22 protein-coding genes are annotated in these 21,771 nt (G+C 73.5%); 13 read left to right on the top strand and 9 right to left on the bottom strand.

The window, feature by feature from the left end; all coding sequences use genetic code 11:
- Window positions 1–265: 265 nt before the first annotated feature.
- The 3 genes from ACZ3YL_RS14050 to ACZ3YL_RS14040 all read left to right on the top strand — a co-directional run bounded on the left by ACZ3YL_RS14050 (window position 266) and on the right by ACZ3YL_RS14040 (window position 2,896).
- Entirely contained in the window at window positions 266–469 is a 204-nt protein-coding gene (locus ACZ3YL_RS14050; RefSeq protein WP_030289665.1) for a cold-shock protein, read from the top strand.
- Window positions 470–794: 325 nt separating this feature from the next.
- Complete coding sequence (gene groL, locus ACZ3YL_RS14045; RefSeq protein WP_188308227.1) at window positions 795–2,417, top strand: chaperonin GroEL; 1,623 nt, start codon at window positions 795–797, stop codon at window positions 2,415–2,417.
- A 122-nt stretch (window positions 2,418–2,539) separates the two neighbouring features.
- Window positions 2,540–2,896, top strand: a complete 357-nt coding sequence (locus ACZ3YL_RS14040) for a hypothetical protein (RefSeq protein ID WP_188308226.1) — start codon at window positions 2,540–2,542, stop codon at window positions 2,894–2,896.
- On the opposite strand, the gene ACZ3YL_RS14035 is transcribed toward ACZ3YL_RS14040, so the two are convergent.
- Window positions 2,893–3,564, bottom strand: a complete 672-nt coding sequence (locus ACZ3YL_RS14035; protein WP_465657319.1) for an HD domain-containing protein — start codon at window positions 3,562–3,564, stop codon at window positions 2,893–2,895. The genes ACZ3YL_RS14040 and ACZ3YL_RS14035 overlap by 4 nt on opposite strands.
- A gap of 66 nt (window positions 3,565–3,630) precedes the next feature.
- On the opposite strand from ACZ3YL_RS14035, the gene ACZ3YL_RS14030 reads away from it, so the two are divergent.
- The 3 genes from ACZ3YL_RS14030 (at window position 3,631) to ACZ3YL_RS14020 (ending at window position 5,744) form a co-directional block, all read left to right on the top strand.
- A complete protein-coding gene (locus ACZ3YL_RS14030; RefSeq protein WP_188308224.1) occupies window positions 3,631–4,011 on the top strand; it encodes a PadR family transcriptional regulator in 381 nt (126 codons plus the stop codon).
- A complete protein-coding gene (locus ACZ3YL_RS14025; protein WP_465657317.1) occupies window positions 4,008–4,967 on the top strand; it encodes a hypothetical protein in 960 nt (319 codons plus the stop codon). The genes ACZ3YL_RS14030 and ACZ3YL_RS14025 overlap by 4 nt, the downstream gene beginning before the upstream one ends.
- Window positions 4,968–5,057: 90 nt before the next feature.
- A complete protein-coding gene (locus tag ACZ3YL_RS14020; protein ID WP_188308222.1) occupies window positions 5,058–5,744 on the top strand; it encodes a copper homeostasis protein CutC in 687 nt (228 codons plus the stop codon).
- Window positions 5,745–5,790: 46 nt separating this feature from the next.
- On the opposite strand, the gene ACZ3YL_RS14015 is transcribed toward ACZ3YL_RS14020, so the two are convergent.
- The gene (locus ACZ3YL_RS14015; protein ID WP_465657334.1) at window positions 5,791–7,782 is read right to left on the bottom strand and encodes a HelD family protein; all 1,992 of its coding nucleotides are present in this window, start codon (window positions 7,780–7,782) and stop codon (window positions 5,791–5,793) included.
- A 377-nt stretch (window positions 7,783–8,159) separates the two neighbouring features.
- Between ACZ3YL_RS14015 and ACZ3YL_RS14010 the strand changes: the two genes are divergently transcribed.
- Entirely contained in the window at window positions 8,160–8,321 is a 162-nt protein-coding gene (locus ACZ3YL_RS14010; RefSeq protein WP_188308221.1) for a hypothetical protein, read from the top strand.
- Between the two features lie 25 nt (window positions 8,322–8,346).
- Here ACZ3YL_RS14010 and ACZ3YL_RS14005 read toward each other — a convergent pair whose 3' ends face one another.
- Both ACZ3YL_RS14005 and ACZ3YL_RS14000 read right to left on the bottom strand, forming a co-directional pair.
- Window positions 8,347–9,984 carry a DNA repair helicase XPB gene (locus tag ACZ3YL_RS14005; protein WP_188308220.1) on the bottom strand — a complete coding sequence of 546 codons (1,638 nt, stop codon included), beginning with the start codon at window positions 9,982–9,984 and terminating at the stop codon, window positions 8,347–8,349.
- Window positions 9,985–10,106: 122 nt separating this feature from the next.
- Window positions 10,107–10,229 carry a hypothetical protein gene (locus ACZ3YL_RS14000; RefSeq protein WP_262986089.1) on the bottom strand — a complete coding sequence of 41 codons (123 nt, stop codon included), beginning with the start codon at window positions 10,227–10,229 and terminating at the stop codon, window positions 10,107–10,109.
- A gap of 103 nt (window positions 10,230–10,332) precedes the next feature.
- Here ACZ3YL_RS14000 and ACZ3YL_RS13995 point away from each other — a divergent pair, with 103 nt between their 5' ends.
- On the top strand, window positions 10,333–10,584 hold the full coding sequence (locus tag ACZ3YL_RS13995; RefSeq protein ID WP_360245024.1) for a hypothetical protein: 252 nt from the start codon (window positions 10,333–10,335) through the stop codon (window positions 10,582–10,584).
- Window positions 10,585–10,601: 17 nt separating this feature from the next.
- On the opposite strand, the gene ACZ3YL_RS13990 is transcribed toward ACZ3YL_RS13995, so the two are convergent.
- Window positions 10,602–13,103, bottom strand: a complete 2,502-nt coding sequence (locus ACZ3YL_RS13990; protein WP_465657313.1) for a helicase-associated domain-containing protein — start codon at window positions 13,101–13,103, stop codon at window positions 10,602–10,604.
- Window positions 13,104–13,332: 229 nt separating this feature from the next.
- Between ACZ3YL_RS13990 and ACZ3YL_RS13985 the strand changes: the two genes are divergently transcribed.
- Entirely contained in the window at window positions 13,333–14,166 is an 834-nt protein-coding gene (locus ACZ3YL_RS13985; protein ID WP_465657311.1) for a hypothetical protein, read from the top strand.
- 58 nt (window positions 14,167–14,224) lie between these two features.
- On the opposite strand, the gene ACZ3YL_RS13980 is transcribed toward ACZ3YL_RS13985, so the two are convergent.
- On the bottom strand, window positions 14,225–14,851 hold the full coding sequence (locus ACZ3YL_RS13980) for a TetR/AcrR family transcriptional regulator (protein ID WP_188308216.1): 627 nt from the start codon (window positions 14,849–14,851) through the stop codon (window positions 14,225–14,227).
- A gap of 110 nt (window positions 14,852–14,961) precedes the next feature.
- Here ACZ3YL_RS13980 and ACZ3YL_RS13975 point away from each other — a divergent pair, with 110 nt between their 5' ends.
- The gene (locus tag ACZ3YL_RS13975; protein ID WP_188308215.1) at window positions 14,962–15,642 is read left to right on the top strand and encodes a hypothetical protein; all 681 of its coding nucleotides are present in this window, start codon (window positions 14,962–14,964) and stop codon (window positions 15,640–15,642) included.
- Window positions 15,643–15,725: 83 nt separating this feature from the next.
- Window positions 15,726–16,193, top strand: coding sequence for a hypothetical protein (locus ACZ3YL_RS13970; protein ID WP_465657308.1), 468 nt, complete (start codon window positions 15,726–15,728; stop codon window positions 16,191–16,193).
- Window positions 16,194–16,237: 44 nt separating this feature from the next.
- Here the strand turns inward: ACZ3YL_RS13970 and ACZ3YL_RS13965 are convergent, their stop codons facing one another.
- Window positions 16,238–17,110 (bottom strand): alpha/beta fold hydrolase, encoded by an 873-nt coding sequence (locus tag ACZ3YL_RS13965; RefSeq protein ID WP_188308213.1) that lies wholly within the window; start codon window positions 17,108–17,110, stop codon window positions 16,238–16,240.
- 69 nt (window positions 17,111–17,179) lie between these two features.
- On the opposite strand from ACZ3YL_RS13965, the gene ACZ3YL_RS13960 reads away from it, so the two are divergent.
- A complete protein-coding gene (locus ACZ3YL_RS13960) occupies window positions 17,180–17,800 on the top strand; it encodes a TetR/AcrR family transcriptional regulator (RefSeq protein ID WP_188308212.1) in 621 nt (206 codons plus the stop codon).
- Window positions 17,801–17,813: 13 nt separating this feature from the next.
- Here the strand turns inward: ACZ3YL_RS13960 and ACZ3YL_RS13955 are convergent, their stop codons facing one another.
- Complete coding sequence (locus tag ACZ3YL_RS13955; RefSeq protein ID WP_465657306.1) at window positions 17,814–19,373, bottom strand: serine/threonine-protein kinase; 1,560 nt, start codon at window positions 19,371–19,373, stop codon at window positions 17,814–17,816.
- A 212-nt stretch (window positions 19,374–19,585) separates the two neighbouring features.
- On the opposite strand from ACZ3YL_RS13955, the gene ACZ3YL_RS13950 reads away from it, so the two are divergent.
- Complete coding sequence (locus ACZ3YL_RS13950) at window positions 19,586–20,671, top strand: fatty acid desaturase family protein (RefSeq protein ID WP_465657304.1); 1,086 nt, start codon at window positions 19,586–19,588, stop codon at window positions 20,669–20,671.
- Window positions 20,672–20,760: 89 nt separating this feature from the next.
- Here the strand turns inward: ACZ3YL_RS13950 and ACZ3YL_RS13945 are convergent, their stop codons facing one another.
- On the bottom strand, window positions 20,761–21,468 hold the full coding sequence (locus ACZ3YL_RS13945) for a carbon-nitrogen hydrolase family protein (protein WP_188308210.1): 708 nt from the start codon (window positions 21,466–21,468) through the stop codon (window positions 20,761–20,763).
- Between the last annotated feature and the right edge of the window lie 303 nt (window positions 21,469–21,771).

Genomic DNA, 21,771 nt, shown 5'->3' with positions numbered 1-21,771 from the left:
CTCCCGGTTTGTTCGCTCTTGTCCCTTGGTAGGGCAGCGGAATTCCCGGCGGCTGACCCTGTTGCAGAGGGCGTCGGTCCGGATACATTCAGCGGCGGTCGACGTAATCACCCGCTCACGGAAGCCGTCCCGGCGCCCCGTGCGGAGGGTTGCGGCGTGCACGGCTGCGCTCAGGGGGGGTTCCCCGGGCCGGCCTTCAAAACCAGACCCGGGCCCGCGACCTGCGGGCCCGTGAAGGGCCAGCACAGCACTAGGGGAGTTCGGAATGGCTCAGGGCACCGTCAAGTGGTTCAACGCGGAGAAGGGCTACGGCTTCATCGCGGTCGACGGTGGTGCGGACGTCTTCGTCCACTACAGCGCGATCCAGATGGACGGCTACCGCACCCTCGAGGAGGGCCAGCGGGTCGAGTTCGAGATCTCCCAGGGACAGAAGGGCCCGCAGGCGGACATGGTCCGCGCGGCGGTCTGACCCCTTCCGACTCCAGGAGCTCGGCGCGGCCCACCGCTGGTGGACCTCCTGCTTCTCGACGGGCCCGTGCGACACGCGTCGTACGGGCCCGTTCGCGTTCCCGCGCGGGCCCGGACGGCGGCTCGCGGGTTGGCGATTGGGCTTGCACTCGACCACCTGGAGTGCTAATCATTGGCGTTAGCACTCACAGTGTGAGAGTGACAGCGGACCGGGTCGGTGAGGCCCCCGGGAGCGGCAGGGGAATGGACCCTCCGCACACCAGGGCCGTCCGTCGCGGGCACCCCTTGGTCCGAGCAGTCGACCGTGTCCCGGAGGACCACTTCTGATGGCCAAGATCATCGCCTTTGATGAGGAAGCTCGCCGCGGCCTTGAGCGTGGCATGAACCAGCTCGCCGACGCGGTGAAGGTCACGCTCGGCCCCAAGGGCCGCAACGTCGTGCTGGAGAAGAAGTGGGGCGCCCCCACGATCACCAACGACGGTGTCTCCATCGCCAAGGAGATCGAGCTCGAGGACCCGTACGAGAAGATCGGTGCGGAGCTCGTCAAGGAGGTCGCCAAGAAGACGGACGACGTCGCGGGCGACGGCACCACCACCGCCACCGTGCTCGCCCAGGCCCTGGTGCGCGAGGGTCTGCGCAACGTCGCCGCCGGCGCCAACCCGATGGCCCTGAAGCGCGGCATCGAGAAGGCCGTCGCCGCCGTCTCGGACCAGCTGCTGGCCCAGGCCAAGGACGTGGAGACCAAGGAGCAGATCGCCTCCACCGCCTCCATCTCCGCCGCTGACACCCAGATCGGCGAGCTCATCGCCGAGGCCATGGACAAGGTCGGCAAGGAAGGCGTCATCACCGTCGAGGAGAGCAACACCTTCGGTCTGGAGCTCGAGCTCACCGAGGGCATGCGCTTCGACAAGGGCTACATCTCCGCCTACTTCGCCACCGACCTGGAGCGGATGGAGGCGACCTTCGAGGACCCGTACATCCTCATCGCCAACTCCAAGATCGGCTCGGTCAAGGACCTCCTCCCGCTGCTGGAGAAGGTCATGCAGAGCGGCAAGCCGCTCGTCATCATCGCCGAGGACGTCGAGGGCGAGGCCCTGTCGACCCTGGTCGTGAACAAGATCCGCGGCACCTTCAAGTCCGTCGCCGTCAAGGCCCCGGGCTTCGGCGACCGCCGCAAGGCCATGCTCGGCGACATCGCCATCCTCACCGGTGGCACCGTGATCTCCGAGGAGGTCGGCCTCAAGCTGGAGAACGCCGGCATCGACCTGCTGGGCACCGCCCGCAAGGTGGTCATCACCAAGGACGAGACCACCATCGTCGACGGTGGCGGCGACAGCGAGCAGGTCGCGGGCCGGGTGAACCAGATCCGCGCCGAGATCGAGAACAGCGACTCGGACTACGACCGCGAGAAGCTCCAGGAGCGCCTCGCCAAGCTGGCCGGCGGCGTGGCCGTCATCAAGGCCGGCGCGGCCACCGAGGTGGAGCTCAAGGAGCGCAAGCACCGCATCGAGGACGCCGTCCGCAACGCCAAGGCCGCCGTCGAGGAGGGCATCGTCGCCGGTGGTGGCGTCGCGCTGCTGCAGGCCGGTGTCGCCTTCGACAAGCTGGAGCTGGAGGGCGACGAGGCCACCGGTGCCAACATCGTCAAGGTCGCGCTGGAGGCCCCGATCAAGCAGATCGCGACCAACGCCGGCCTGGAGGGTGGCGTCGTGGTGGAGAAGGTGCGCAACCTCCCCGCCGGTCACGGCCTGAACGCCGCCACCAACGAGTACGTCGACCTGGTCGCCGCGGGCATCATCGACCCGGCCAAGGTCACCCGCTCCGCGCTGCAGAACGCCGCCTCCATCGCGGCGCTGTTCCTCACCACCGAGGCCGTCATCGCCGACAAGCCGGAGAAGGCCGCCGCGGCCGCCGGCGGCGGCATGCCGGGCGGTGACATGGACTTCTGATCCTGATCGGGTTCCGATCGGATCGGCTGATCCTCGTCCGCGTGGGCGGTTCCCTTCGGGGGGCCGCCCACGCGGCGTTTCCGGGTTTTTGACCCTGCGGCCGGTCCACGGAGAATGGACGGATGGCTTCCGACGACATCGAGACCGCCCTGCACAACGCCCGGGCGCTGATCCTGGCCGACCTCACCGCGCGGGACGTGGCGGACGCCGCCGTCGTCTCGCTGGTGGAGCAGGCCGTCACCCACCGCCGGTGGTGGCTGGAGCAGTGGCCGGACGGCACCGAGTACGTGCTCGGGCTGGTCGCCCAGGACGTCCAGGACGCGCTGCTGGAGGCGTACGGGCGGTGGCCGCTGTGCACCGTCTGCGCGGCCGACGGGGACCCGCACGCGCTGGGCGTGGAGCCCGAGTTGGGACCGGAGCCGCACTGGGTGTGCGGCAAGCAGGGCGCGGTGGTGGCGCCGGTGGGGGAGCTGGCTTAGCTCTCGACGCTCTCGACGCTCTCGCCGTTCTCGTCGCTCTCGCCGAGCCGCTGGAGTTCGGCCGTCAGGTTGGTGCGGGCCGCCGCGGTGAGGCGGTGGTGGGCGGCGGGGGTGCGGTAGAGGGCGGGGAGCGCCAGGATGCGGTGCAGGACGGCGGCCCGGCCGGTGCGGAAGTCCGGCTCGGGGACGAAGCCGTACTCCTCGCGGACGGCGGCCGTGTAGGCCGCGTAGGCCTCCGGGGTGCCGCCGAGGACGGCGAGGTCCGCGTCGCAGAGCACCTCGCCGTTGTGGTCGCCGGGGGCCGGGGCGTGGGTGGCGGTGAGCAGGACGAGCCGTTCGACCTCGGCGACGCGGTCGGCGGGCAGGCCGGCGGCGGTCAGCGCGCGGACGGCGAGGGCGGCGCTGCGCTCCTCGTTCTCGGTGCGGTCGGGCCGGTGGACGGCGTCGTGGAACCAGGCGGCGAGCCGGACGGCGTCCGGGTCGGCGGCGTGCCCGGCGAGGTCGTCGACGTGGCGCAGGATCGCGCGCAGGTGCTCGGTGGTGTGGTAGCGGCGCCAGGGCTCGGACCAGCGGCGCAGCAGCTCCCGGCCGTACGGTTCGGGGTCGTCGGTGGTGCCGCAGCGGTGCAGCAGGGCGATCCAGTCGATGAGCAGGTCCTCGGTCGGCATGGGGCACATTGTGGCGGACGGGCCCGGTACTGGACCTATAGGTAGGTTGACGATATATGTAGTCGCATGACAGAACGCTCCATGCAGGAGCCCACGCTGCTGCTGCTCACCGCCCTGGCCGATGCGCCGAGACACGGCTACGCGCTCATCCAGGAGGTCGCCGCGATCTCGGACGGCCGGGTCAAGATGCGCACCGGCACCCTCTACGGCGCCCTCGACCGGCTGCTGACCCAGGGCCTGATCGAGGTCGCCGCCGAGGAGGTGGTGGACGGCCGGGCCCGGCGCAGCTACGCGCTGACCGATGCCGGACGGGACGCGCTGGCCGCCGAGGCCGGGCGCCTGCGGGCGGTCGCCACCGAGGCCGAGCGCCGGCTGACGAAGATCCGGTCGATGCTGCCGGGGAAGAGCGGGTCGCAGGGGCGGCCTGCCGCGGGAGGACTCTCATGACCATGCCGGTGATCGGTCCCGCGCCCTCGGCGGTGCTGCGGGCCGCGTTGCAGCTCTACCCGGCGCAGTACCGCCGTGAGCGCGGTGAGGAGCTGGCCGAGGTGTTCGCCGACACGACGGCCGCCGGCGGTCGCGCGGCGGTCGCCCGGGAGGTGCTCGGCCTGGCGGTGTACGGGCTGCGGGTGCGGCTCGGGCTGACCGGCGCCTCGGCGGCCGGACGGCTGCTCGCGCTGGTGGCGCCGATGATCGCCGGTGCGGTGGTCGGGGCCACCATGGTGCCCTGGCTGGCCACCCTGGAACGGACCACCAGGTGGCTGGCCTGGGACGACTCGTTCGGCAACCACGTCCGGGCCTTCGGCCCGCCGGCGGCGGCGCTGCTGCTCGGGGTGGCGGCCCTGCTGGGGCGCTGGACGGCCGTTCGGGTCACCGCGCTGCTGCTGGGCGCCGTCGGGCTGTACGACCTGGGCGACGCCGCCTGGCGGACGTCCGGTCTCGACGTCTGGTGGGTCGGCTACGTCGGGATGGCTACGCTGCCGTTCGTGGTGGCCGGGCTGCTGCTGATCGCGGCGCCGACCGACCTGCTGCCGCGGCCCGGCCTGCGGACGGGTGGGCTGGTGCTGGCCTCGATGGCCGCGGGCGGTCTGCTGGAGGCGGTCCAGAACTGGGACGACACGACCTTCCCGCTGGACCTCCAGTGGTTCGTGGTGATGCTGATCGCCCCGATGCTGCTGACCTTCGCCGGCTTGCGCGGGCGGATGGGGCCGGCGGCGGTGGGGCTGGCGGTGCTGGTGCTGACCGGGCCCGGCAGCCTGTTCAACATCTGGCGGGAGTCCGGCGGGATCTCGCACCTGCTGCCGGTGGCGGTGCCGGTGGTGGCGCTGCTGGTGCTGGTGGCGGTGGCGGAGCGCCGGTTCGGCCGGCGGCAGACCTTCGGGATGGTGCCGGGGCGGGTGTGACGGGACGGGTGACGGGCGCCCCCGGGCCGGTGCGACCGGAACGGGGGCGCGGTCTCGCCGGGGGTAGGGGGATGTGGCAGGCTGTCTGATATGTCTAGACCAATTTTCGAAGTCATCGCGCTGACGCCCCAGGACGCCCAGGCTGCCGAGTCGGGCGGCGCCGACCGGCTCGAACTGGTCACCGACATGGCCGCCGACGGACTCACCCCCTCCGTCGAGGACTTCGCCCGGATCCGGGCCGCCGTCGGCATCCCGCTGCGGGTCATGCTCCGGATCCGGGACGGCTTCGCCCCCGGCGACCTGGACGAGCTGTGCGCCCGGGCCGCTGCGCTGCGGGCCGAGGGCGCCGAGGAGTTCGTCCTCGGCTTCCTCGACGCCGAGGGCGCCGTCGACCTGGCCGCCACCACGGCCGTCGCCGGGGCGATCGCCGGCTGCCGCTGGACCTTCCACCGGGCGATCGACCACAGCGCCGACCGGGCCGCCCTGCGCGCCGCCGTCGGCGCGCTGCCCGGACTGGACACCTTCCTCACCTCCGGCGCGGCCGCCGGGGTGGACGCCGGCCGCGCGGTGCTGGCCGCCGAGCTGGCCCGCAGTGGCGAGCCCGGCTACACCCAGCGGATCCTGATCGGCGGCGGCCTGCGGGCCGAGCACCTCAAGGAGCTGCGGGCGGAGGGCTTCGACGCCTTCCACGTCGGCGGCGCGGTGCGGGCGGACGGCTGGCGGACGCCGGTCGACGCGGCCAGGGTCGCCGAGTGGCGGGCGCTGATCGACGCGTGAACCCCGGTGGGGGCCGGTCCCGTGGGTGGGGCCGGCCCCCACCGCGTCAGCCGAGCTGCGCGGGCAGCGGCTCGCGGTGCAGCACCGTCAGCCCGGAGACGGCGCGGGTGAGCGCCACGTAGAGGCGGCGCAGGCCGGTCCGCTCGTCCGGCTCGCCGGCGACCACCGCGGCCGGCTCGTCCAGCACCACGTAGTCGTACTCCAGACCCTTGGCCAGCGAGGCCGGGACGAGGGTCAGCCGGGCGTCGGCGCTGGTCTCGGCGCCGGGGGAGAGGTACGGCAGTCCGGCCGCGGTGAGCAGTTCGCCGAGCTGCGGGATCCGGGCGTCGGCGGCGATCAGGCCGGTCGAGCCCTCGTGCTCCAGGGCCTCCCGGCAGGCCGCCAGGACGGCCTCCTCCCACTCGGTGACCGGGCGGATCTCCAGCGAGCCGGGCGCGTCGCGGACCGAGGTCGCCGGGGCCAGGCCCGGGGCGATCGCGGGCAGCAGCCGGGAGGCGTAGGCGATGACCTCCTCGGGCACCCGGAAGCCCTTGGTCAGCTCCTCGATGTGCGCCTCCGGCTTGCCCAGGTGGCGCAGGGCGTCCGGCCAACTGGCCGTCGCCCACGGGGTGGTGCCCTGGGCGAGGTCGCCGAGGACGGTCGCGGAGCCGGTGGTGCAGCGGCGGCCGACGGCCCGGTACTGCATCGGGGAGAGGTCCTGGGCCTCGTCCAGCACCACGTGCCCGAGCGAGGGCGTGCGCTGCACCAGGTCCGTCGCCTCGTCCACCAGGACGGCGTCGGCGGGCGTCCAGCGGGCGGTCTTCACCGAGCGGCCGGGCTTGGGCCACAGCACCGCCCGCTGCTCCTCGGCGGTCAGCACGCCCTCGGCGCACTCGGCCAGGAACTGCGGGTCGGAGAGCAGCCGCAGCACCAGCTTGGCCGGGTCGACGGCCGGCCAGCACTCCTTGACCAGCGCCTTGACCGCGCTGTTGCGGGCCACCGCGTCCTGCACCCGGTCGTCCGGGGCCTCGCCGCCCTGCTCCATCTTCAGCAGCACGGTGTGCGCGATGCGCTGCGGCAGGGCGTCCCGGGCGGCGCCGTAGCGGACCTCGCGGGCCTTCAACTCCTCGATGATCTCGACCAGTTCGTGCACCGGGACGCGCCAGCGGCGGGAGCCGCGGACCACCACGCAGGGCTCGGTGGGCAGGGTGACGCCGGCCCGTACGGCCCGGCGCAGCACCTCGGCCATCCGGGCGTCGCCCTTCAGCCGGGCCGCCTCCGGGTCGTCCTCGCCCTTCACCTCGACGTGGGCGACCAGCTGCTGCACGGTGGCCTGGCCGACCTCCAGCTCGCCGAGGGCCGGGAGGACCTGCTCGATGTAGGACAGGAAGGCGTTGTTCGGCCCGATCACCAGGGTGCCGGTGCGGGCCAGCCGCTCGCGGTGGGCGTACAGCAGGTACGCGACGCGGTGCAGGCCGACGGCCGTCTTCCCGGTGCCGGGCGCCCCCTGGACGCAGATGGTGCCCGTGACGTCGGAGCGGACGATCTCGTCCTGCTCGGGCTGGATGGTGGCGACGATGTCGCGCATCGGGCCGACGCGGGGCTTCTCGATCTCGGCGGCGAGCAGGGCGGAGGTGGTGGAGCCCCCGGCGGAGCCGGAAAATGTCTCTGTGGCCGGGTCGGTGAGGTGTTCGTCCTCGTAGGCGGTGAGTTCGCCGCCGGTGTAGCCGAAGCGGCGGCGGCGCTCGACGTCCATCGGGTCGGTGCGGCTGGCCCGGTAGAACGGCTGGGAGACCGGCGCGCGCCAGTCGATCACCATCGGGTCGCCGTCGGCGTCGTGGACGTGGCGGCGGCCGATGTAGAAGTTCTCTCCCCCGCCGCCCTCGGAGAGTTCCTCGCTGACCGCGTGCAGGTAGTCGAGCCGGCCGAAGAACAGCGGGGTGTCGGCGAGGTCGGCCAGGGCGGCGATCCTGGCCTCGATCTGGTTCTGGAGGATGACGGCGGTGACCCAGGAGCCGGTCACGTCGCGGATGTCGAGGGACTGGACGTCCTCGCGCATCGCCCGCAGTGCGGACCGGGACGCGGACAGGTGGTCGCGTTCGCGCTGGAGGGGGTCGGTGGTGGGGGTGGCGGGCACAGCGAACCTTCCCGGCTGCCCCGGTGGCGGGCGCAGCGGATCGATGGAGCTCACGGTGGGGTACAGCCGGCCGGTTGCCGTGCGGTCGGCGCCTCCCCCGGCTGCCTGCGGACGTCAGCAGGTACCACGGTGCGGGAGGGGGCAGGCGGACGATCTTAGACCCGTCCGCCTCGGGGTTCCAGCCCCGCAGGTCTCAGGGGGTGCCGGGGGGTGCCGTACACCCGGAGGACGAGGGGCGCCGAGGCGGGTACGGCCTTTGGAGTGATGCCCTGGGCCGGTCGGGTGCCTACCGTTGAAGCATGAGCACCGAAACCCCCACCCCCCGTACGGGCCCGGCCGGCGCGACCGCCGTCCAGGGCCGCCACCGCAACCCGCTGAGCACCGCGGTGCGCAACGTCGGCATCGTCCTGGACACCGCCGCGCGCGTGATCTTCCTCGGGCGCGACGGTGTCCGGTACTGAAGCCGGTGTCCGGTACTGAACCCGGCTAGAGCACGTCGTCCGCGTCGATGATGCGGTACGCGTAGCCCTGCTCGGCCAGGAAGCGCTGCCGGTGGGCGGCGAAGTCCTGGTCCACGGTGTCCCGGGCGACCACCGAGTAGAAGTGCGCCGAGTGGCCGTCCGCCTTGGGGCGCAGCACGCGGCCGAGGCGCTGGGCCTCCTCCTGGCGGGAGCCGAAGGTCCCGGAGACCTGGATGGCCACCGTCGCCTCGGGCAGGTCGATCGAGAAGTTCGCGACCTTGGAGACCACCAGGACGCCGATCTCCTTGTTGCGGAAGGCGTCGAAGAGCTTCTCCCGCTGGGCGTTGCTGGTCTCGCCCTTGATCACGGGCGCGTCCAGGACCTCCCCGAGCTCGTCCAGCTGGTCGATGTACTGGCCGATGATCAGCGTCTGGTCCTTCTCGTGCTTCTTGACCAGCGCCTCCACCACCCGCCGCTTGGTCGCGGTGGTCGCGCAGAAGCGGTAGCGCTCCTCCGGCTCGGCGGTCGCGTAGGAGAGCCGCTCGGAGTCGGTCAGGGTGACCCGCACCTCACAGCAGTCGGCGGGCGCGATGTAGCCCTGCGCCTCGATCTCCTTCCAGGGCGCGTCGAAGCGCTTGGGGCCGATCAGGCTGAACACGTCGCCCTCGCGGCCGTCCTCGCGGACCAGGGTGGCGGTCAGGCCGAGCCGGCGGCGGGCCTGGAGGTCGGCGGTGAACTTGAACACCGGCGCGGGCAGCAGGTGCACCTCGTCGTAGACCACCAGGCCCCAGTTGCGGGCGTCGAACAGTTCCAGGTGCGCGTACACGCCCTTCCGCTTGGTCGTCATCACCTGGTAGGTGGCGATGGTGACGGGGCGGATCTCCTTGCGCGTCCCGCTGTACTCGCCGATCTCGTCCTCGGTCAGCGAGGTGCGCTTGACCAGCTCGTGCTTCCACTGGCGGGCCGAGACGGTGTTGGTGACCAGGATCAGCGTGGTCGACTTGGCGTGCGCCATCGCGGCCGCGCCGACCAGCGTCTTGCCGGCGCCGCAGGGCAGCACGACCACGCCGGAACCGCCGTGCCAGAAGCCCTCGACGGCCTGCGCCTGGTACGGGCGCAGCTGCCAGCCGTCCTCGTGCAGGTCGATCGGGTGCGCCTCGCCGTCCACGTACCCGGCGAAGTCCTCGGCGGGCCAGCCGAGTTTGAGCAGCACCTGCTTGATCTGGCCGCGCTCGGAGGGGTGCACCACGACGGTGTCCGGGTCGATCCGGTCGCCGACCAGCGGCACGATCTTCTTGGAGCGCAGCACCTCCTCCAGCACCGGGCGGTCGGTGGTGGCCAGCACCAGCCCGTGGGTGGGGTGCTTGAGCAGCTGGAGCCGCCCGTAGCGGCCCATGGTGTCGGCCACGTCCACCAGCAGGGCGTGCGGCACCGGGTAGCGGGAGTACGTCACCAGGGCGTCGACCACCTGCTCGGCGTCGTGCCCGGCGGCCCGGGCGTTCCACAGCCCGAGCGGGGTCACCCGGTACGTGTGCACGTGCTCGGGCGCCCGCTCCAACTCGGCGAACGGGGCGATGGCGCGCCGGCAGTCGGCGGCCTTGGGATGGTCGATCTCCAGGAGGAGAGTCTTGTCGCTCTGGACGATGAGCGGTCCGTCGTTCACGCGGGGGAGCCCTCCACTGGCTGACAGGTCGGATTGACCCTGACTGACTGGGTCTGACGCAGACCCTCCAGTGTCGCTCATTCCGCGCGGAACGTGTCGGGCTGTTTCCGCGGGCTACCGGGCTACTCCCCCGCGTAGAACTTGCCACTGGACTTGCCGCCCGCGTCGGTGCCGAACCCGAGGACGCCGACGATGCCGTCGAGCTTGTCCTGGCCCTGCACTTCGCCGATCAGGTCGCCGAGCATGATGGGTGCCGTCGGGAACCCCCTGTTCCCGGAGTGCGCCCGGTGCGGCCGCTCGTCGATTCCTTCGAGTGACCACGGTCCGTACTCACTCGTTGAACCGGCCATGAAGAACTCGAAGCGCGTTCTCACCGCCCTCGCCCTGATGGGCACGGCCTTCGCCGCCACCGCCTCCTCGGCGGGCTCCGCCCACGCCCTCGCGGGCATCGGCGAGGGCCCCGGCGGCCTGCTGGCCGCCCCCGGTTTCCTGATCGCCGACCAGGTCGGCGGCGGTTCGCTGCCGGTCGGCCAGGGCGAGATCGGCAGCCTGGCGGACCAGGCCGTCAAGCAGAAGATGAAGGAGTCGCAGGGGCACTGACGCCCCGTCACTCGCTGTTATTCGTCCAGCTCCGCGACGCCGGTGATGCGGTGGAGGGCGAAGGTGCGCAGTTCGTCGGCGTGGTGGTCGAAGGCGGTGACGTAGCCGCCTTCGACCTTGACCGGGTCGATGATGCGCTGGCTGGCGATGCCCTCGGCGTTGAGGTAGCCGATCCACATGCGTTCGCCGAGGAGGACGGCGGTCTGGAGGGCGGCGAGGGTCTCGGCGGCGGCGGTGCGGGGGAGTTGGCGCGGGTCGGGGGTGGGTTCGCGGCGGGTGGCGGTGGCGGCGCGGTCGCCGGCCCGGATCACCTTGATGGCGGCGGCGAGGAGGGTGTCGTCGGGGGCGGGCGGGCCGTCGGGGACGGGGGTGGGGGCGGTGCGGGGCGGGGTGCGGTGGCTGTCCGGGCGGGTGATCAGGACGTCGCCCTCGGCGGACTCGGCGGCCGGGGCGTAGCCCATGGTGCGCAGGGCGGCGAGCAGGACGTCGGGGGCGGCCTGGGAGGCGAGGACGGTGGGGGCGAGCCGGCGCAGCCGCAGGTCGGCGGCGCGGCGGTCGGCGAGCACCTCGTTGAGCAGCGCGGGGTCGTCGCAGCGCAGGTAGGAGGAGGCGGCGCCGACCCGCAGGATGCCGTGCCGGCGGGCGACGTCGTCGATCAGGTACGCGAGCGGCTGGGGGACGGGCGTGCGGCTGTGCTGGGCCAGGAAGGCCTGCAGGTCGGCGGCGGTGCGGCCGGCGTCCAGGGCCCGGCGGACCGAGGTCGGGGTGAAGCGGTAGACGGTGGCGCCGCCCTTGGACTCGATGTCGGCGCACAGGGCGAGCGCCTGGGCGAGCGGGGTGAGCAGCGGGCCGGGGGCGATCGCGGTGAGGTCCGGCTGGAGGATGACGTGGTCCAGCGGCTGGGGCAGCAGCGGGGCGAGCACCTCGGCCGGGTCGGACTCGGCGGTGAGCAGGGCGCGGGCGGGGGCGGCGAGGGCGCCGCGGCCGGTGATGCCGAGCAGTTCGGCCTCGGCGAGGGTCCAGGTGGTGAGGTCGTCGCGCAGCTCGTGGCCGTCCGGGCCGGTGGGGCCGCCGCGCAGCGGGCGCTGCCAGCGCAGGGTGGGCAGCAGTTCGGCGGCGGTGGCGGGGGTGCCGGGCGGGAGTTCGGCGAGCAGCGCGAGGGCGGCGCGGCGTACGGACGGGGCGAGGGTGCGGTCGAGTTCGGGGCCGAGGGCGGCGCGCGGCTTGCCCTTGCCGTCGGGGGTGCCGGTGAGGGCGGGGACGCGGGTGGCGGCGAGCCAGGCGCGGGCCAGGACGGACCAGCGTTCGGCGGTGTCCAGTTGCAGCCAGCTGTCGTACCCGGGGGTCGGCGCCCAGCATTCGTCGGCTTCGCCGTCGGGGGCCAGCAGGCCTGACGTGTAGGCGAGTTCGAGCCAGAAGGCGGCCTGCTGCTCGGTGGTCTCCAGGGTCTGGGCGGCGCGCTTGAGGTCCCGTACGCCGAGGCCGCCGGCCCGCAGAGTGGGCGGCGGGGTGAGGCCCCAGGCCTCCAGGAGTTCTTCGACGGTCTTGACGGCGGTGTGCGCCTGGCCGGCCGCGGCGTTGTCCACAGCCTGTGGATCGCGCGGCGCGGCGGCGGGCGCGGGTTCGGGCTGGAGCGGTTCGACGGTGCGGTGGGTGCGGCCGCCGCGCAGGTGCAGGGCCAGCTCGCGGGGCAGGACGACGCTGCCGGGGCTGGTGGGCAGCAGCAGGCCGCGGGCGAGCAGCCATTCGACCGGGCTCTGGGCGTCCTCGGCGGTGACCGGGCGGGTGGCGTCCGGGACGGTGCCGGTGGGCGGCCCCCAGACCAGCCGGTCCAGCAGTCGCAGCGCGGCCTCGGGCGCGGTGTCGAGCAGGGCGGCGCAGCGGGTGCGGTCGGTGAGCTGGGCGGTCAGGGCGGCGACGGCGGTGACCGGGTCCGGGGTGGCGGGCTGTCCGGCGGAGGCGAGCAGTTGCTGGAGCCGGGCCGGGGACATGCCGGTGGTGGCCTCGGCGAGGGTCGGGCCGAGGCCGGTGCGGCCGGGGTTGGCGGCGGTCGGGGCGAGTGCTTCGCGGATGGCGAGCACCAGCCGCAGGGCGTTGTCGGGGCCCCAGAGCAGTGCCCGGTCGCGCAGGGCGGCGATGGCGCGGGGGAGGGCGGCGGCGACGGCGGAGCGGTCGGCCGGGGTGAGCGGGGTGGCGCCGGGGTGCGGCTTGACCTTGGCCGGGCCGGTCAGCAGGGTGCGGACGGTGGTCAGGGAGGTGCCGTCCGGGGCGGTCGCCAGGGCCTCGGCGACCTGCAGGGTGAACCGGTCGAGCCGTTCCAGGGCGCGCAGCGCGGAGGCGCGCGAGGACAGGCGGGCGGACAGCTGGGTGAGGTCGCCGGGGACGGGGTTCAGCAGGTCGGGGCGGGCGCGGAGCAGGGCGGCGAGGGCATCGTCGGGGCGGGCGCGCAGCTCCTCGGCGAGGGTGCGGGGGCCGACGGGCGTCCTGCTCTGGCGTTGAGGGCCCTGCTGTGTGGTCATTCGACCTAGGTTAGTCGGGAGCGCGGACGGCGGGTGCGCTCGTGGGGCGGGCCGCGGGCTGCGTACGCCGTCGGTTCGCCGGTGGTCGTGTTCGCCGGTGGTCGTGTTCGCTGGTGGTCGTGGCGGACTCGCGCGGGCGGGGCACGGTGGGTACCGTCACGGCCGAGGGCGGTTCGGTGGGCGGTCGCCGCGGTGCGGCGGGCGGCGTGGGCGAGGCGGGGTGTCGGTGATGACGGACGGCGAGTGGTGGCGCAAGAGCGGGCCGTGGAGCGAGCGGGCGCGGGCGGCGGCGCCGTCCGCGCCGTCCGCACCGCCTCCTCCGGCTGCTCCGCCGGCCGCCGGGCCGGCGGAGGACAGCGTGTACGGCCCGCCGGCGGGTGCCGCCGGGGCCGCGCTGACGGGTGGCATCCCGAACGTGTCGCTGGACCTGCCGGGCGTGACCTCGCCCGGGGGCGGCGGGGAGGTGATCCCGCCGCCGACGGTGCAGAGTTCGAGCCCGTGGACGATGACGATGCTGGACTTCTCGGACACGCCGCAGCCCGCGCCCAAGCCGGTCCCCGAGCAGCGCACGGCTGAGGAGGAGGCGGCGCGGCAGCAGGTGGACCAGGCCGGGGCGAAGCCGTCGAAGCGGCAGCGGAGGGCGAAGGCCGCGCCCGTCGCCACTGCGGGCAAAGGTGCGGGCAAGGGCGCGCGCAAGCCGTCCCCGCTGATCCTGCTGTCCTGCGGGCTGCTGGTCGGCGGCGCGGTGTCCGGGTTCTTCCCGGCCATGCTGGCGGGTTGGGGGCTGGGCTATCTGTCCCGTCAACTCTCGGATCTGACGCGCAAGTTCGTGATCCTGGGGATTCCGCTGGTGACGATGAGCGCGAGCACCCTGTTCGCGATGCAGCACGCCAAGCAGGCGGGTGCCGGCGGTGCCGGCGGGGGCGCCGGGGTGCAGGCCGGCTCCCCGCTGGGTCAGTTCAGCTGGTCGATGGCCCCGGGGGTGCTGCGCACCTCGGCGGTGTTGACGGCGGTGGTCCTGCTGTTGCTGAGTCTGCGCCGCCGTCCGCCGCAGCAGGGCTGAGTGCGGTGACCGGCCCGCCGCATCCGCGTGGGGGACGGTCGCGTCGGCGGCGGTTCGGCTAGGAGAGCGCCGTGAAGCCCGTGCAGAGCAGGTCGAGGCTCCGGGCGAACTTCTCGTCCTGCCCCAGGCGCGGGATCAACTCGCCCATGACCAGCGGGAACCGCTCGCAGAGTTCGGCGTAGAACTCGGCGCTGACGGTCGGCTGGGTGGCGGGCTGGTTCTGTTCCTGGAGCGCGAATCCGGTGACGTGGCTGAGCAGGATGTCGGCGGCGATGCCGCAGTGCTCGGCGGGCAGGCCGGCGTCGAGGAGGGTGCGCAGCAGGCGTTCCATCAGCGAGAGGGCGCCGGTGCTGAGCATGCCGGGGCTCTCGGCGAGGAGTTGGGCGCCGCCGGGGTGCTGCTTGATGCTCCGGCGCAGGGCGGTGGCCTGGGCCTCGACGCGGTCCTGCCAGGGCGCGTCGGCGGGGAGGGCGGCCAGGGCTTCGGTGCCGGCGTCGTAGGCCTGGCGGCACACCCGGTCGGCCATCAGGGCGAGCAGTTCGTCCTTGCCGCGCACGTGGTAGTAGAGGCTGCCCGCATGGGCGTCGAGGCGGTCGGCGACCTGGCGCATCGACAGGTTCTGGTAGCCGACCTCGGCGAAGACGGCCATGCCCGCGTCGACGATGCGGTCCTTGGTGAGCTTCATGCGATCCACCGTACAACATTTTCCAACACCGTTCGAAAACTGTGCTAGCTTTGCTCCATCAGGTTTTCGAACGGCGTTGGAAAGCGCCGGATCCGGGGAGGGGCAAGACCATGGGGGCGATCCTTTTCAACGTGACCACGGCCGCGCTGATGGTCATGATGGTCAACTGCGGGCTGGGCGTGGTCGGTCGCGACACCCTGCGCTCGCGGCCGCTGCCGTGGGCGGCGATCGCCCTGACCGCCGTCGCCGTCGGCGGCGTGCTGCTCCAGCTGGTGTGGTCCGGCGCCATGGACGCGCTGGACGCGGACCCGGCCAAGTCCGGCTGGTGGCGCGAGTTCACCTCGGTGTTCATGCAGAACGGCGGCCTCTTCGGCGACCTGTGGAACCTCGTCACCCTCGCCGCCGTCGCCGCGCTCGCCCAGTGGTACTGGGGCGGCCCGCTGACCCTCGGCTTCTTCCTGGCCGGCATCGTGCTGCCCGGCCGCATCGACGACCTGCTCGGCTTCGGCGACGGCCCCAGCACCGACCCCCGCAACTTCGCCGGCAGCTCCGGCGCCACCTACTTCCTCGGCGCCACCCTCGCCCTCGCCTTCCTCACCCGCACCCGCCTCCCCAAGGAGATCGCCCTGGCGGCCGGCGTCCCGGTGCTCGGCCTCGCGATGTGGCTCGCCCAGGACAACGGCCACGGGCTGGTCTCCGTCTACGGGTTCATCCTCGGCGGGGCGGCCTGGGCGGTCCGCCGCCAGGTGGCGCAGCGCCGGGAGGCGCGGGGCCAGGCGGCCCGACGGTAGCGTGGGCCCGCGGCCCGTCGTCCAACTCCCTTGTGGGAGGCGGCCGGCGGGCCCGTTCCCGTTCCGCGACCCGGAGGTTCCCCGTGGCCCGTCTGTACGTCCGTGCCGGCCTCGACCCGAGTGACCCGGACGCCCAGGTCGCCGTCCTCGTCGTCGACCCCGAGGGCACCCCCGGCGAACGGGCGCTGGACCGGCTCGGCTCGTACTGCTACGAGGGCGACGGCGCCTTCTTCCTGCTGCCGACCGACGGCTGGGCCGAGCGCACCCGGGTGGGCGACCGGCTGGCGGTGTCGATCGCCGTCTACCCGTACGCGCTGGAGCAGGTGGAGGCCGATCCGGCCGACTTCCCGGTCCGCTCGGCCGTCGATCCGGATGCCGCCGTCGTCCTGTCCGCCGAGGTGACCGTCCCGGTCCGGCTCGGCCGGTTCTCCGAGGCCACCGCCGTGTTCACCGGCCCGCCCGGCACCCCGCTGGACGTCCTGCTGGCCGCCGAGGACGACTGGCCGATGGTCCTCGCGGACGGGCCCGTCGCGGACGAGCTGGTCAACTGACCTGGGGCGATACCGTGGTGAGGATCCAGCCGAGGAGGGGCTGGTCAACTGGCCTGGGACGAGGCCATGGTGAGGATCCCGTCGAGGACGGCCGCCGGGTCGTCGGTGGTCAGCGAGTGCCCGGCGCCGGGGACGATCCCGACCCGGGCCGCCGGAACGAGCCGGTGCAGCCGCTCGGCGACGGCCCGGGCGTCGTGCAGGGCGCTGCGCTCGCCGAGCAGGAAGAGCGCGGGGGCGCTGAGCCGGGCCAGCTCCGGGTCGTCGAGGGGGGCGGCGAGCGGCAGGCGGCGGCGGAAGCCGGTCGAGGCGCGCATCAGGGTCATCAGTTCGGCCTCCAGGATGGCGCTGTTGCCGACCGCCCGGGCCAGCCGGGGGCGGAGCGCGCGCGGGGCCAGGGCGGCGAGGCCGCCGAGGATGATCCAGGTGTAGAAGCGCCGGCCGACGTCGGCGAGGCCCGCCGGGTCGACCAGGGTGAGGGTGGCGGTCCGGCCGGGGTGGCGGAGCTGGTGGTGGAGGGCGATCCAGCCGCCGTAGGAGCAGCCGACCAGGTGGGCGGTGGGGACGTCGAGGGCGGTGAGGAGTTCTTCCAGCCAGTCGGCGGCGTCCTGGCCGTCCTTGATGGGGGCGGTCTGCACGCTGGCGCCGGGTTCGCCGATGGTGTCCACGGCGATGACGGGGTGGTGGGCGGCGAGCCGCTCGATGTACGCGTGCCACATCAGGGCGTTGCCGCCGGAGCCGGGGAGCAGCACGATCGGCCGGCCGGGGGCGGGGCCGGTGCGCTGGACGCGGGTGGTCCCGAAGCCGGTGGGGACGTCGAGCGCGGTGCGCGGGCCGGGCCAGAGCTGGGTCAGGGCGCGCTCGTACGCGGTGCGGAAGCGGGCTTCGGCCTTGGCGTTCGTGAACTCGCTGATTCGCATGGTACATGTGTATCACAGGCATGATACGGGTGTACCAAGCGTGCGAGGGCGAACCATGGAGGCCACGTCATGACCGAGAAACCAGGAGCTGGGAAGGTGGACCACGAGGAGCGCCGCCGGCAGATCGCCGAGGCCCTGCTGCGGATCGCCGACACCCAGGGCCTCCAGTCGGCCAGCATGCGGGCGGTCGCGACCGAGGCCGGTGTCTCACTGCGCCTCGTCCAGTACTACTTCACGACCAAGCAGGGCCTGCTGCTGGACGCCCTCGCCCGGCTCGGCACCCAGCTCCAGGCCCGGATGGAACGCTGGATCGGCGAGGCCCGCGCCCCCCGCGAGGTGGTGACCGCGATCCTCTCCTGCATCCTGCCGACGGACGCCGAGAGCCGTCGGATCACCCGGACGTACGCGGCGTACTACACGCTGGTGCTCGGCGACCCCGAGGTGCTGGAGCAGCGGGCGGCGCAGCCGCCGGTCGTGCTGGAGGGCTTCCTGGTCAAGCAGTTGCGCGCCGCCCAGCAGGCGGGCGGGATCGCGCCGGAGCGGGACGTCGAGATGGCCGCCGCCGGGCTGCTGGCGATGGTCAACGGGCTGGGGTCGAGCGTGCTCGGTGGCCAGCGCACCGGTGAGCAGGCGCTGGCCGTGCTCACCCACCACCTGGACGAGCTGTTCCGGACACCGTGCGGTCAGTGACGGCCGGTGACGGTCAGTGGGGCAGGCTCTGGTACAACCCGTTCGCCCACTGCTCGGCGTACTCGCAGAGGTGGCTGCTGTCGTCGGCGTTGCTGGCCTGCACCACGGCGGACGCGAAGCCGCCGTTGGCGGTGGACCATTCGACGCGGCAGAGGGTCATGTGGGGGTCGTTGAACTTGTCGATGTACTCCTGCGCGGTGACGGCGTCCGCGACCCGCACCGGGTGCGAGCCCGGATGGGCGCTGTATCCGGTCCGGTAGGTCTGCGCGCTGGCGAAGTTGTACGGGAGTTGGGCGGACCCGTCCGTCCACCAGTCGCACCGGCGGCGCTCGGGTTTGACGTCCTCCTTGCCGTGGTTGGTGAGCCGGAGCTTGTCGACGGTGGCGGAGGGGATGTCGCAGGGCGTCGGGAGGTCCGGGAGGCCGGCTGACGGGCTCGGCGACGGGCCCCGCCAGGGGCTGCCCGACGGCGGCGCGGGGAAGGCGGCCCCGGCCCCGGTCGCGGGCTGCTTGGCCTTGCCGTCCCCGGGCCGCGAGGCCGCCAGCAGCCAGATCGCTCCGGTCAGGACGGCGACGACGGCGACCGCGACCGCGATCGTCAGGTAGGGCCGTGACGCCGGGGTCTCCGACGCCGACGTCACCCCAAGCTGATCCGCCCGGTCCTCGTCCTCGGCGGGCGCGGCCGGGAACGGGTGGTCGAGGGCGGTGGCCGGCGCCGGCAGCGGCTGGTCCAGGGCGGTGGGCCGGTCCGGCACGGACTGGTCGAGCATCGCCAACGCCTGCGCGGTGCCGGGCCGTTGCTCCGGGTCCTTGGCCAGCAGGGCGAGGATCAGCGGGGCCAGCCGGCCGGCGTTGCGGGGCGGCTCGGGCGGGTCGAACAGGACGGCGGTGAGCGAGGCGGTCGCCGACTCCCGGCGGAACGGCGAGACGCCCTCGACGGCCTGGTACAGGGTGACGCCGAGGGAGAACAGGTCGGAGGCGGCCTGCCCGTCCACGCCGCGCGCCCGCTCGGGGGCGATGTACTCGATCGAGCCGACGAACGCCCCGGTCACGGTGAGCGTCGAGTCGGCCTCGTGGACGGCGATCCCGAAGTCGGCGAGCAGGACGTCGCCGTCGTCGGCCAGCATGACGTTGGCGGGCTTGACGTCCCGGTGCACCACCCCGGCCGCGTGGGCGGCGCCGAGGGCCGTCAGCAGGGCGCGGGCGACCACGGCCGTCCGTTCGACCGGCAGCGGCCCGTGCGTGGCCAGCCGGTCGCCGAGCGAGCCGCCCGACACCAGCTGCATCACCATCCACGGCATGCCGTCCTCGACCAGCACGTCGTGGACGGCCACGATGTGCGGCCGGTCGCGCAGCCGGGCGGCGTTGCGCGCCTCGCGTTCGGCCCGGGCCAGCCGTTCGGCCCGCTCGCCTTCGGAGGTCGCGGGCGGCAGCCACAGCTGCTTGACGGCCACGTCGATGCCCAGGGTCTCGTCGTGGGCCTGCCAGACCCGCCCGAAGCCGCCCGCGCCCAGCTGCCGGAGGAGCCGGTAGCGCCGGCCGACCAGCCGTCCGGGTATCGCCTCTTCGGTCACGGCCCCGCCCCGCTCTCGATCGCCCCCGATGTCACCGCGTGCCGACAGTACGGGTACGGCTTCGGGTGGATCAACCGGAGGCCGCTCGCCCGGGGCCGGCAGTCCACATGCCGGACGACCTGCGGGCGCCATGGTGGTGCGGGGGTTAACACCCGTACGGGAGGGGTGCCTTCCCCGTTCTGCCGGCCCGCCCGGCGCAGCAGACTCGGGGCATGCCCACACAGCCCGTGACGATGAGCAAGGCCGCGCCGGCCCCCGCGGCCCCCACCGCCCTCGCGCCGCCCGCTCCGCAGCCGGAGGGCGGCGGCAGCGACTTCGCCCAGCTGAGCCGCCGGATCGCCGCCGAGGGCCTGCTCGACCGCCGCCCCGGCTACTACGCCGTGCGCATCGGACTGGTGCTCTTCGCCTTCCTCGACGGCTGGTGGGCGCTGTTCGAGATCGGCGACACCTGGTGGCAGCTCGTCCTGGCCGCCGTGATGGACGTGGTGTTCGCCCAGGTCGCCCTGCTCTCGCACGACCTCGCGCACCGCCAGGTGTTCAGCCGTCGCGGGCCGAGCGAGATCGGCGGGCGGATCGCCGCCAACCTGCTGATGGGCATGAGCTACGGCTGGTGGATGAACAAGCACACCCGCCACCACGCCAACCCCAACCACGAGGAGCGCGACCCGGACGTCTCGCCGGACCTCGTGGTGTGGTCGCAGCGGCAGGCCCGGCAGGCGAGCGGCCTCGCCCGGTTCATCGGCCGCCGACAGGCGTTCCTGTTCTTCCCGCTGCTGTTGCTGGAGGGCCTCAACCTGAGCTTCAACAGCTTCCGCGCGCTGCGCAGCCCCGCCGTGAAGCGTCCGGTGCTGGAGGGTGTGCTGCTGGTCGTGCACTTCGTGGCCTACTTCGGCCTGGTGTTCGCCGCGCTGCCGGCCGGCAAGGCGGTGGCCTTCATCGCCGTGCACCAGGCGCTGTTCGGCGTGTACCTGGGCTGCGTCTTCGCCCCGAACCACAAGGGCATGCTGATGGTGACCCCGGAGATGCGGCTGGACTTCCTGCGCCGCCAGGTGCTCACCTCGCGCAACGTCCGTGGCGGCCCGGTGCTGGACTCGGTGATGGGCGGCCTCAACTACCAGGTGGAGCACCACCTGTTCCCCAGCATGCCGACCCCCGCGCTCGGGCGGGCCGCCCGGATCACCCGGGAGTTCTGCGCGGAGAAGGACATCCCGTACTACGAGACCGGCCTACTGCGCTCGTACCGCGAGATCCTCGGCCACCTGCACCGGACGGGCGAGCCGATCCGCTCCGGCGGCTGAGGCGGGGCGGGCCCGGAGGTGCCGGTGTCCCCTCAAGGGCGCCGGTTGGAGCAGGAAGTCGGGCGGGCCGACGTCCTGCTCCGGACCCGCTAGGGGATGTCGGCGAGGGCGACGGTGGTGGTGCGGTCGTCGGCCTCGGCGAGGAGGGTGCCGTCCGGGGCCCAGAGGGCGGCGCCGCCGCAGCCGGTCCAGGGGCCGGAGGGGCCGACGTGGTTGGCCAGCACGACGTGCATGCCGGTGGACTCGGCGATGCCCGGGTAGATCGTGGCCCGCTCGTGGATGCCGTTGCCGGTGCCGTAGAGGGAGCTGGCGAGGTGGACGTCGCAACCGTCGGCCGCACCCCGGGCGGTGAGGTCGGGGAAGTGGTTGTCGAAGCAGGTGGCGAGGGCGAAGCGGAGGCCGCCGAGCTCGAAGCGGCCGTCCTGGTCGCCGGGGGTGAAGACGCCCTGCTCGTGCTCGTAGAGGTGCTGCTTGAGATAGCTCGTGATCAGCGCGCCGTCGGGCCCGTAGACGTACGTGCCGATGGCGGGCCGGGGGCCGTCGGTGGGGACGGCGCAGTTGACGACGGTGGCGATGCCGGTGGCCCGGAGGGCGTCGAGGCGGGAGTCGTCGGGGGCGGTCCAGAGGTGGGGGGCGGCGGCCAGGGCTTCGAGTTCGTAGCCGGTGAGCGCGAACTCGGGGAAGACGATCAGCTCGGCGCCCTGGGAGCGGGCCTGCTCGGCGAGGGCGGTGAGGTGCCGGACGTTGGCCGGGATGTCGGCGGGGGTGCAGGACAGCTGAGCTGCGGCGATCTTCATGGTGTCCAGCATCGCGCGTGGCCGGTGTGCGGCGCCGAAAAATCTTTCGGGCCGCGGCAACCTTTCCGGGACCGGCGACAACCAGGTGTCGTCCGGCCAGGCGGTCGGGTCAGAGGCAGCGGCTGAAAGAGAGCATCGACATGTCCCCTCGCCCCTCCATGTCGTCGGAGGCGTCTCCCGCCGGGGGCCGTGGCCGTCGGCGTCGCCCGTCGTCCGGTTCGGCCCTTGCCGAGGGACGGCAGTCGCACCGCCGCCGTCGGCTGTACCAGCGCCGGGGTTTCTGGGCGGCCGTCGGTCTCGCGG

This window comes from Kitasatospora sp. NPDC023176 (assembly GCF_055560495.1).
This window is presented reverse-complemented; position numbering and strand designations above follow the sequence as displayed.

Coding starts and splice junctions, on each gene's coding strand:
- ACZ3YL_RS14050 (WP_030289665.1), top strand. CDS start 266: ATGGCTCAGGGCACCGTCAAGTGGTTCAACGCGGAGAAGGGCTACGGC.
- groL (WP_188308227.1), top strand. CDS start 795: ATGGCCAAGATCATCGCCTTTGATGAGGAAGCTCGCCGCGGCCTTGAG.
- ACZ3YL_RS14040 (WP_188308226.1), top strand. CDS start 2,540: ATGGCTTCCGACGACATCGAGACCGCCCTGCACAACGCCCGGGCGCTG.
- ACZ3YL_RS14035 (WP_465657319.1), bottom strand. CDS start 3,564: ATGCCGACCGAGGACCTGCTCATCGACTGGATCGCCCTGCTGCACCGC.
- ACZ3YL_RS14030 (WP_188308224.1), top strand. CDS start 3,631: ATGACAGAACGCTCCATGCAGGAGCCCACGCTGCTGCTGCTCACCGCC.
- ACZ3YL_RS14025 (WP_465657317.1), top strand. CDS start 4,008: ATGACCATGCCGGTGATCGGTCCCGCGCCCTCGGCGGTGCTGCGGGCC.
- ACZ3YL_RS14020 (WP_188308222.1), top strand. CDS start 5,058: ATGTCTAGACCAATTTTCGAAGTCATCGCGCTGACGCCCCAGGACGCC.
- ACZ3YL_RS14015 (WP_465657334.1), bottom strand. CDS start 7,782: ATGCGCGAGGACGTCCAGTCCCTCGACATCCGCGACGTGACCGGCTCC.
- ACZ3YL_RS14010 (WP_188308221.1), top strand. CDS start 8,160: ATGAGCACCGAAACCCCCACCCCCCGTACGGGCCCGGCCGGCGCGACC.
- ACZ3YL_RS14000 (WP_262986089.1), bottom strand. CDS start 10,229: ATGCTCGGCGACCTGATCGGCGAAGTGCAGGGCCAGGACAAGCTCGAC.
- ACZ3YL_RS13995 (WP_360245024.1), top strand. CDS start 10,333: ATGAAGAACTCGAAGCGCGTTCTCACCGCCCTCGCCCTGATGGGCACG.
- ACZ3YL_RS13990 (WP_465657313.1), bottom strand. CDS start 13,103: ATGACCACACAGCAGGGCCCTCAACGCCAGAGCAGGACGCCCGTCGGC.
- ACZ3YL_RS13985 (WP_465657311.1), top strand. CDS start 13,333: ATGACGGACGGCGAGTGGTGGCGCAAGAGCGGGCCGTGGAGCGAGCGG.
- ACZ3YL_RS13980 (WP_188308216.1), bottom strand. CDS start 14,851: ATGAAGCTCACCAAGGACCGCATCGTCGACGCGGGCATGGCCGTCTTC.
- ACZ3YL_RS13975 (WP_188308215.1), top strand. CDS start 14,962: ATGGGGGCGATCCTTTTCAACGTGACCACGGCCGCGCTGATGGTCATG.
- ACZ3YL_RS13965 (WP_188308213.1), bottom strand. CDS start 17,110: ATGCGAATCAGCGAGTTCACGAACGCCAAGGCCGAAGCCCGCTTCCGC.
- ACZ3YL_RS13960 (WP_188308212.1), top strand. CDS start 17,180: ATGACCGAGAAACCAGGAGCTGGGAAGGTGGACCACGAGGAGCGCCGC.
- ACZ3YL_RS13950 (WP_465657304.1), top strand. CDS start 19,586: ATGCCCACACAGCCCGTGACGATGAGCAAGGCCGCGCCGGCCCCCGCG.
- ACZ3YL_RS13945 (WP_188308210.1), bottom strand. CDS start 21,468: ATGAAGATCGCCGCAGCTCAGCTGTCCTGCACCCCCGCCGACATCCCG.